The sequence below is a fragment of the Phormidium sp. CCY1219 genome (assembly GCF_055795085.1).
This window is the reverse complement of record NZ_JAYFEQ010000815.1, coordinates 1-8,778: the sequence shown is the minus strand read 5'-3', so window position 1 is coordinate 8,778 and position 8,778 is coordinate 1. Positions and strand designations below refer to the sequence as shown.

The 8,778-nt window shown below is 52.3% G+C and carries 8 protein-coding genes; 4 read left to right on the top strand and 4 right to left on the bottom strand.

Translation table 11 applies throughout. The features are described from left to right. Window positions 1-326 precede the first annotated feature (326 nt). Complete coding sequence (locus tag AC0QH1_RS25590) at window positions 327-764, bottom strand: DUF433 domain-containing protein (protein ID WP_324634262.1); 438 nt, start codon at window positions 762-764, stop codon at window positions 327-329. A 9-nt stretch (window positions 765-773) separates the two neighbouring features. Here AC0QH1_RS25590 and AC0QH1_RS25585 point away from each other — a divergent pair, with 9 nt between their 5' ends. Next, complete coding sequence (locus AC0QH1_RS25585) at window positions 774-1,034, top strand: MoaD/ThiS family protein (RefSeq protein WP_324634260.1); 261 nt, start codon at window positions 774-776, stop codon at window positions 1,032-1,034. A 77-nt stretch (window positions 1,035-1,111) separates the two neighbouring features. Here AC0QH1_RS25585 and AC0QH1_RS25580 read toward each other — a convergent pair whose 3' ends face one another. After that, window positions 1,112-1,480, bottom strand: coding sequence for a hypothetical protein (locus tag AC0QH1_RS25580; protein ID WP_324634259.1), 369 nt, complete (start codon window positions 1,478-1,480; stop codon window positions 1,112-1,114). Window positions 1,481-1,638: 158 nt separating this feature from the next. After that, window positions 1,639-4,236 carry a DNA gyrase/topoisomerase IV subunit A gene (locus tag AC0QH1_RS25575; protein WP_324634258.1) on the bottom strand — a complete coding sequence of 866 codons (2,598 nt, stop codon included), beginning with the start codon at window positions 4,234-4,236 and terminating at the stop codon, window positions 1,639-1,641. Between the two features lie 166 nt (window positions 4,237-4,402). Here AC0QH1_RS25575 and AC0QH1_RS25570 point away from each other — a divergent pair, with 166 nt between their 5' ends. After that, window positions 4,403-4,804 (top strand): response regulator, encoded by a 402-nt coding sequence (locus AC0QH1_RS25570; protein ID WP_324634257.1) that lies wholly within the window; start codon window positions 4,403-4,405, stop codon window positions 4,802-4,804. Window positions 4,805-5,020: 216 nt separating this feature from the next. On the opposite strand, the gene AC0QH1_RS25565 is transcribed toward AC0QH1_RS25570, so the two are convergent. Beyond that, window positions 5,021-5,902, bottom strand: coding sequence for a tetratricopeptide repeat protein (locus AC0QH1_RS25565; RefSeq protein WP_324634256.1), 882 nt, complete (start codon window positions 5,900-5,902; stop codon window positions 5,021-5,023). 635 nt (window positions 5,903-6,537) lie between these two features. Here AC0QH1_RS25565 and AC0QH1_RS25560 point away from each other — a divergent pair. Both AC0QH1_RS25560 and AC0QH1_RS25555 read left to right on the top strand, forming a co-directional pair. Continuing rightward, window positions 6,538-6,960 carry a hypothetical protein gene (locus AC0QH1_RS25560; RefSeq protein ID WP_324634255.1) on the top strand — a complete coding sequence of 141 codons (423 nt, stop codon included), beginning with the start codon at window positions 6,538-6,540 and terminating at the stop codon, window positions 6,958-6,960. Window positions 6,961-7,026: 66 nt separating this feature from the next. Further along, window positions 7,027-8,778 (top strand): NACHT domain-containing protein (locus AC0QH1_RS25555; RefSeq protein ID WP_324634254.1); only part of this gene is annotated, 1,752 nt, incomplete at its 3' end.

Genomic DNA, 8,778 nt, shown 5'->3' with positions numbered 1-8,778 from the left:
TTAGGCTGGTCAGGTGGTTAGAAGTACAAGCCCCTGGCTTTAGACATGGGGTTGGTTTCTACGGAGTCCCTGACTTCCCCAATTGAACGAGTGCCCTGTCTGCAATAGGCAATACCAGGATAGTCCCGAGTTCGGTTAGCGATCGCCCGTTATCGGAATCGTGAGCGACCAGCACTCGCTGTTCTTGACAAACAAATGCAAACTGTACCTCATCAGGTTAAGTACGCAATCCTGCTTCAACGGTTGTCGTGACGTCAATGCCGTAACGACGCAAGGCTACAGCAATACTCGAGTCAATATGTTCGTCTAAGTGAAAGCCAATTCGCTCACTCAACCCTGAGTCTCCTCAATTTTTCTTCTAACCGCCCGGGATTATTCTGCTTAAATGCCTCGAAGAATGCTTCGTTTTCCTCGATGCGGCGATCGATTTGTTCTCGATTGTCATAATAGTAAGCCATTGCTGCATAAACTGAAGCGAGAGGCAAATCGTATTTACTCGCAATTTCCAGGGGAGATTGTCCCATCTTCAGATGCATCACCACAATGTCTTCTACAGCTATTCGAGTGCCAGCAATCCGGGGTTTACCACCTCGCACGCCGGGAGTAATTTCAATGTGTTCTTTGCTTATCTGTTTCATCACTATCCCATCCCTAAGCGCTATAGTAGCCTCATTATAAGCCACTGCATCCGAATCGCGATCGCCCCCAAAGCCACCCCTCACCCCAAAGCGGTGTATCGTATTAACATCAGCAATCTTTACCATGCCCTTACGATGAGTGAATCTTCCATTCCCGTCACCGTCAAACTATTCGCCGCCTATCAAGAAGCGTTAGGCGTGCCGGAATTAGTGCTAGAATTTCCCCCAGATACCCCCGTGCGGGCGGTGCGCGATCGCTTAATTGCCGAACACCCGGAACTAGAACGGTGGCGCGACATCACCCGGTTTGGCATCAATTTCAATTTCGTCTCTCCCGACACCCGCTTGCAACCGGGAGATGAAGTCGTATTAATTCCGCCAGTCAGTGGCGGATAATCCACCCAAACCCAATCGTCAATTGTGGCGCTTTCGGGTTATTTAAACCCCAACTAAAGCGCCACAAACAGAGGAATTTATTCCTCGGTGGGTTGCGGTTGAATTTGTGCGATAATTTTGTCGATCCAATATTGATTGTCATCCACGGTGAACACCATCTTTTGATAAGGTTCTTCCCGCAGTTCCAGGACCAAATAATCCTTATCGCGGGTGACGAACCAAAATTCTTTTCCCCGGGGCGTGTAGTAAGTTCCCGCTTTGATAAGTCCCGGGAAATAGGTTCCGGGGACGCGGATTTCTGCCCAGTGACTTGGGGGTTCTTCGGCGGTAATTTTGGCAATATGCGACAGGGGGATGTCGAACTTATTTTCCAGATTAAACGCCAAAAGTTGTTCCCAGAAGTCTAACTCGATTTGGAAAACATATCCATTCAGATTCAGTTTCATGGTTTTGCTCCGAAAAAAACCTCGGTCATCAGGATAGAGAATTTAGGCGATAGAATTTATCCAGAGTCAGGGGGAGGAGAAACGGCAAATTTAGGCGGATAAAACAGGCGAATTTTGCCGATTCCCCCGGACTTGTGAGAGTGCTTGGGAAGCACCGTTCAGACGTACTGTTGGGGGTCTGTGGAAGAAACGTTGAGATAGACGATGGTTTCCTTGCCTTTAACCGTGGGCAAGCGCGTGCCCTTATCATCCTTGCGCTTGACGCGCACGGAATCAATCGGCAACTTCAGCAAGCGATCGCTACTGGTGAGCAGCTTCACCTCACTATCCGGAAGCGCCGCCACCATGCCCATCAAGTTATCGCTTTTGGCGCTAAAGGTCATGGACTGGGTGCCCAAATCCCCGGGTTTAGCGCGGCGCACGTGATGGACGGATAACTGTTTCGCGTATCCCAACTTAGAGACCAGCAACAGATTATCCGACGCGCTGAGGGCCACACAGCCGACCAGACTCTCCCCCTTACCCAATCGTAACGCTTGCTGAGGCAAAGTCGTGCGACTGGTGATGGGCAGATTGTCATTTTGGATGGTAAAGCGCAACAACCGTGCCCCGGAGGTGGCCATAACTAGCTCTTGACCGGCGGTCGCCAAATTCGCATAAACCAACGAATCCCCCTCCTTGAGCTTCACCGCCGTCAGGCCCCGCGCCGTCAGGTTGGAAAACTCCGACAGGGGAAGGCGCTTAATTCGTCCGCGCTTGGTGAGACAAATCAGGTCTAGAGTTTCGGGATAATCCGACAGAATAAACTGAGTGGCGATCGCCTCCGGGTCTCCCTGTACTGCTGGCGGGAACAAACTGACAAACGGTCGTTTATTCGACCCCACGCGCTTGCTCAGGGGAATATCCCCCACCTTAATCGAATATGCCTTGCCATTGCGGGTTAAAATCAGCACATCTTGGTCCGTGAAGGCCACCTGAGTCTGCACGGTAAAGTCCTCACCCTCCTCGAGGGTCTGAAACTGCGAGTCGGTATCGGCCCCGCGCTGCTGTCGTTCGTAAGTGGCGGGAGAGAGGCGCTGCACGTAACCTCGGTGGGTAAATTCCAGGACCGTTTCTTCCGGTTCCGGTTCGGCGGGAAATAAAGGCAGAGAGGGGGCTTCTTCTGCCTTTTGTTTCTTTTTGCCTTTCTTGCTTTTGGTTTTGGTAGGGGTGGTGGCGCAAGCAGAAGCCACTACCACCGCTTCTTTGGTTTCCGAGACGGTGAAAATCCGAGTGCGACGGGCATCGCCGTATTTTTTCTTCAGCGATCGCAGCTCTTTTTTCAGCGCTTTGAGCAATTCGCGGCGATCGCCGAGCAATCGCTGCAACTCTTCGCGCCGCTTTGTCAAATTCCCTCTTTCTTCCTGCAATTTTTCCCGTTCTAAGCCGGTAATCCGGCGCATTGGCATGGCTAAAATTGCATCGGCTTGTGCTTCGCTGAAGTCTAGCTCACCTTGCAGGGTTTGTTTGGCGCTGCTTCCATCGGCAGAATTTCGCAAAATTTCGATCAGGGTGTCGAGTTCGTTGAGCGCCACCAGCAATCCTTCCACCAACTCTAGCCGATTTTCCGTTTGTTCGAGTTCGTGTTGGTAAAGGCGATTGAGGGTTTGTTCGCGGAACTTTAAGAACTCTTGCAGCATCTCGCGCAGGGACAGTTGGCGCGGTTGACCGTCTACGAGGGCTAGGAGAATAGCGCCGAAGTTACTTTGCAACGGGGTTTGGTTGTACAACTGTTGCAGAAGGGTTTCCGGGTTGGTTTCCCGTTTGAGTTCGATGACCACGCGAATCCCCTCGCGATCGCTCTCGTCGCGGATATCGGAAATGCCCTGCAGGCGACCGTGATTCACCAAATCCGCCACTTTTTCGATCCAGCCGGCTTTATTCACCTGGAACGGCAATTCGGTGACTACAATGGCAGTACGGCGGTGTCGTCCCCGTCCCCCTTGGATTTCTTCGATCTGCGCCACCCCCCGCAAAGGGATAATCCCCCGTCCGGTTCTGTAGGCGGTGCGAATCCCTTCGGTGTCGATGATTTCTCCCCCGGTGGGAAAGTCCGGACCGGGGATGAGGTCGAATAATTTCTCGTCTGAGAGTTCTTTGCTGTCGATTAAGGCGATTAAAGCATCCACCACCTCCGCCAGGTTATGTGGGGGGACGTTGGTTGCCATTCCCACCGCAATCCCCGAACAGCCGTTGAGCAATAGGATGGGGAGTTGCGCCGGCAAGACTAATGGTTCTTGCTGGGAATTGTCAAAGTTGCCGATGAAATCTACCGTCGCTTCGCCAATTTCGCGCAGCAACCCTTCCTGACCGATTTGGGCTAAGCGCGTCTCGGTGTATCGCATTGCTGCGGGTGGGTCGTTATCCACAGACCCAAAATTGCCATGACCTGCCAGGAGGGGATACCGACTGGAGAAGTCTTGGATCATCCGTACCATCGCATCGTAAACCGCTTGGTCTCCGTGCGGATGATATTTCCCCAACACGTCTCCCACCACCCGGGCGCATTTGCGGTAGGGGCGATCGGGTGATAGACCCAGTTCGTGCATGGCGTATAAAATACGCCTGTGGACGGGTTTTAAGCCATCTCGGACGTCCGGTAACGCCCTCCCAACGATGACACTCATGGCATATTCAAGGTAGGACTGCTGCATCTCCGTATGCAACGCAGTCGGGATCACCTGTCCGGTGGACAGAAGGTTTAACTGTTTAGCCATGAGTTTCGTTCCTTACCAAACCAACTTCCAATTGTGTCCTGCTGTTTTGCGCTTAATGACGCTATTCTGAGCGAATAGTAGATCGAGGGACACTTTGTCAGCGTACTATCAAACCTGACAGTCTGACGATGAGTACACTATTCGATTAACTCAAAAGGAAAGGCATATGAGAACCGTTCTAATTGTGGAGGACGATTTGGTCAACGCTCGCGTTTTCTCGAAAATCCTCAGTAAACGCGGGGGGCTTAACGTCAAGCATACCGAAAATGTGGAAGAGGTGATGGAAATTGCCCATGCGGGAGAAGCTGACGTGATTCTGATGGATGTGTCGCTCTCGCGCAGCGTTTATCAGGGGAAGGCTGTGGATGGCATCAAGATTACCCAGATGTTGAAGGCTGACCCGCAAACGGCGAATTTGCCGATTATTCTGGTGACGGCCCATGCAATGGCGGGGGATAAAGAAACCTTTCTCGAACAGAGTGGGGCGGATGGGTATATTTCTAAGCCGGTGGTGGACCACCAAGAGTTCGTTGACCAAATCTCGGCCCTCCTCCCGAAGGAAGAATGAGTCTATCCGGGGGGTTCTATGGCCTAGGATCGGGTCTGTGAGGGTTCGCGATCGCGCTTGTGAAACCGTGGAGCCAGGGGGTTTATCCCCCCAATGGCCACCGGCTTTAGCCTTCCATATGCGGGATGTGGGTGCGGTTGACGCCGGTCTTACCGGTCCGCTTTGTCCCTCTGGAGTTAGGATGATAGCCGAGTAGGGGTCTGGCTGTAGTGCCGGTTAAGGGGCACGGTTGACGGGGGCGGGCGCATCCTGCAGTTGTGCTAGGGTGGCTTGCATTCTCGGGGTGGCTAAGAATTTGCGGGTGTCCGCTAGCAGCCGATCGCCCCACAGGTTTTCTTTGAGAAAGTCGAGATCGGCATAGCGCGGATCGAGGCGCAGGGCTTCTTCTCCTCGCGCTAATGCTTGCTCTCGCTTTCCTTGGGCGTACATCGCTACCGCGATCGCTAGTTGCGGTTCCGCTGCGTCAGCGTCGATTTGCGCCGCTGTCTTCCACCGCTCGATCGCCTTGTCTACGTCGCCTTGTTCGTATTTGACTAAGCCGATGTTGTTGATTGCCGGCCAAAATTGCTCGTCTTGCTCGATCGCTTTTTCGTAAGCGGCGATCGCTTCGCCATACTCCTCGAGCATGTAATAGGCATTCCCTAAATCGAATAACGCTCCCGGTACGTCCGGTTTTAAGGTTAAGCCTTCTTTCAGTTGCTCGATCGCCGTTTGATATTCCTGCTGCTGAAAGTACGCCGACCCCAACGCAAACCACACCGCCGGATTCTCTGGATCCAGGGTTCTGGCTCTTTGCAGGGCGTTCACTCCGCGCTCTAGGTCTTGCGCTTGTAAGTACAAACTCCCTAAAATCGCCCAGGCTTGCGGATTATTCGGCGCGAGTTGCGTCGCCAGTTCCGCTCTGGGTAAGGCTAGCTCGAATTGCTGGAATCTCGCCAGTTGCGCCGCTTCTTCGGCAAGCATCAAGCCTTGTTGCTCTAACTGTTCTGCATCCAGTTGCAGGGTATGGGGAATTAATGCCTGTCCCGCGACAGGTGCCGCCACGCTGCACAATCCCAGCGCGACTAATAACGAAATCAATAATTTGCGATTGGGCACAGTACCGCCTTGAAACAATAGTACAGGTTTTCAGCTCTTCGAGGACCGTGGTTTAATTTAATCCTGACAAAAATCTTCGCGAATCGCGCTTGCTAGAACCGGAGGCAACAGGCAAGGCCGCGCGGGATTGGGGAATAGCCTCTTACTATTACCACATATCTTCGCTTTTGTCAAGTCCTCTGCCCGATTTTTTTTCGTGCCTGGGGTACATTCCCTCACCCCACAGAAGCATACTCAAGCCAAATCCCTGAAGGAATTAATCGGAAGAATTCCAAAGGCGATCGCCCAGTGTTTGGAAACTTAAAGCGCAGTGCGTGACCCCCAGGGGTCGGGTTCATGTGACCCCTTGTAGAAACGCGATTAATCCCGTCTTTTAGGGGGTCACGCACCTTACGCGATCGCTTCGGCGTGGGGTCGCGTTAATTGAGACGGGGACTGAAAACATTATCCCACAACCCTTGTAGTAGACCCCTCGATCCGGCAGGGATTAAAATCCCCCTGCGGGTGTTGCTTTTGCTCGCGCAACCCTTGCCCACCATATTAAATCGCTGTGGGACCGGCGCTTGTTTAGAGATTAAGGATCTGCTAGAATTGGGCAATGCTTCTAATATCCTGAGATTGTTACAGATAAAGCTATGGAACCCGTAGAACTGGCAGCGATCGGCACTTGGGCGATAACTAAAATTGGTGAAGGAACACTTGCAAAGATAGGAGAAAATCTCCTTGAGGCAGCTAATAATTTGCGGCAACAACTCCAAGCCAAACAACCCCAACTAGCGGCTGCTATAGAAGGGGCTAACGAACAACCAATGGATTATGGTGAAGCAGTGCTGGAATTAAAAGCTGCCGTCCAGGAAAACCCAGAAATCCGGGAAGCCGTTGAGCAAGTGGCAACTGAGGCCCAGGCACATCCAGAATTGGCAGCGGAAATCCAAAAAATTAGAGAAACTCTACAATCTCAGCCGCCAACCATTCAAAATTTGGCAAAACTGGCCGAAAAAATTGGAGTTGTAAATCAAGGGACTATCAACACCCAGACAAACAACATTAATATATGAGTGAAGTCGCCGGAACGGGATCCGGTTAAGCCAACTCCCCCGATCGACTGGCGCAAAGTCTGCAAAATGATGCTAGACAGCAGACTCACCAGCAACCTCCTCGCCGCCAACGAAGATATCAAATTTAACCTCGACGACATTCACGTACCCCTGGCGCTGGTGGAACGCCGCAAGCGCGACAAACGCCCGGGGAAGACTCGCGCCGAAGACGGTTCGCAACTCTACGAACCCAGCGGATATGAAGAAAAGCAGCGCTTTGAACACGATCGCTTTTTGCACGATATCCTCGGCAAAGGGGAAGGCAAAACCCAAGGGCGACAGATTGCCATCATCGGCGAACCGGGGGCGGGAAAAACCACCCAATTGCAAAAAATCGCCGATTGGATATTAGAGGAACGCCAGGAATTGCCGATTTGGATCTCCTTGGCAGACTTGCAGGGACGAGAACTGGACGACGAGTATTTGCTGGAAACTTGGCTGAAACAAGCCATTCTCCCGTCGCGCTTGAGTCAGAAGGTGCAAGAAGAGTTTCTGGCGCAACTGGAAAGCGGGCGAGTGTGGTTGCTGCTGGATGGGGTGGATGAGATGGCGACAGCAAAAGCAACCGCCGGATTGCCACTGCAGCAAATCGCCACCCAACTGAAAGGCTGGATTGCCGCAGCGCGGGTGGTTCTCACTTGTCGGTTAAATGTCTGGGAAGCGGATCTGAATGCCTTGGAAGGGTTCGAGACCTATCGGATGCTGGATTTTGACTATCCCACCCAGGTAGAAGCCTTTATCGGCAAGTGGTTTGAACCCAGCGACGCCGCCAACGGGGAAGCCCTGCGCCAGGAATTAGCCAAAGCGGAATATCAGCGCCTACAGGATTTGGTGAAAAATCCCCTGCGGTTGACCCTGCTGTGCAGCACTTGGCAAACCTCCGAAGGGTTGCCGGAAACTCAGGCAGCACTCTACGAACGATTTGTGCCGCAAATTTATCGGTGGAAACAGAACCGTTTCCCCACCACCGAACAGCAGCGCCAGCAACTTAACGACGCATTAGGAGAATTGGCGCGGCGAGGAATCGATGATGCCGCGTCTCCGTTTCGCCTGCGGCATCAGTTTGTGAGTGAGGTACTGGGGGATTGTGATGATGATAAGTCTCTGTTTGCCTTAGCGCTGCAACTCGGTTGGTTGAATCAGGTAGGAGTAGCAGCAGAAGACGACACACAGAAGGTTTACGCTTTCTATCACGCCACGTTTCAGGAATATTTCGCGGCGTTAAGCCTTGAGGATTGGGATTTTTTCTTGCCCAGAACTCATATCAATCGCCCAATTCCGGAAAATTCCTATCGCATCTTTGACCCCCTGTGGAAGCAACCGATTTTGCTGTGGTTGGGGCGCAAAGATGTACCGAAGGAACGGAAAGAGGAGTTTATCGCGGGGTTAGTTGAGTTTGAGGATGGATGCAGAGAATGGGAAAACCGAGACAAGTGCGATCGGGGGTTGTACGAATATCGCGCCTATTTTCTCGCTGCTGCCGGAATCGCTGAATTCAAGGAATGCGATCGGGCTGATGAGATTGTTGCTCAAATTGTGCGGTGGGGGTTTGGTTATTTTAGCGAAGAAAAACAAGATTGGCGGACTTTTCTCGATCCGATAAAATCAGACGCGAGAACTGTTCTGCGAGAAACAGAACGCACCCAGGCGATCGCCGGGTTAGTCAAATTAATCGCCGAGTCTGAATCTGAATTTACCCGCAGGCAAGCGGCAGAAAGTTTGGGGAAAATTGGCGCGGGCAATCCACAGGCAATCGCCGGGTTAGTCAATTTAATCGCC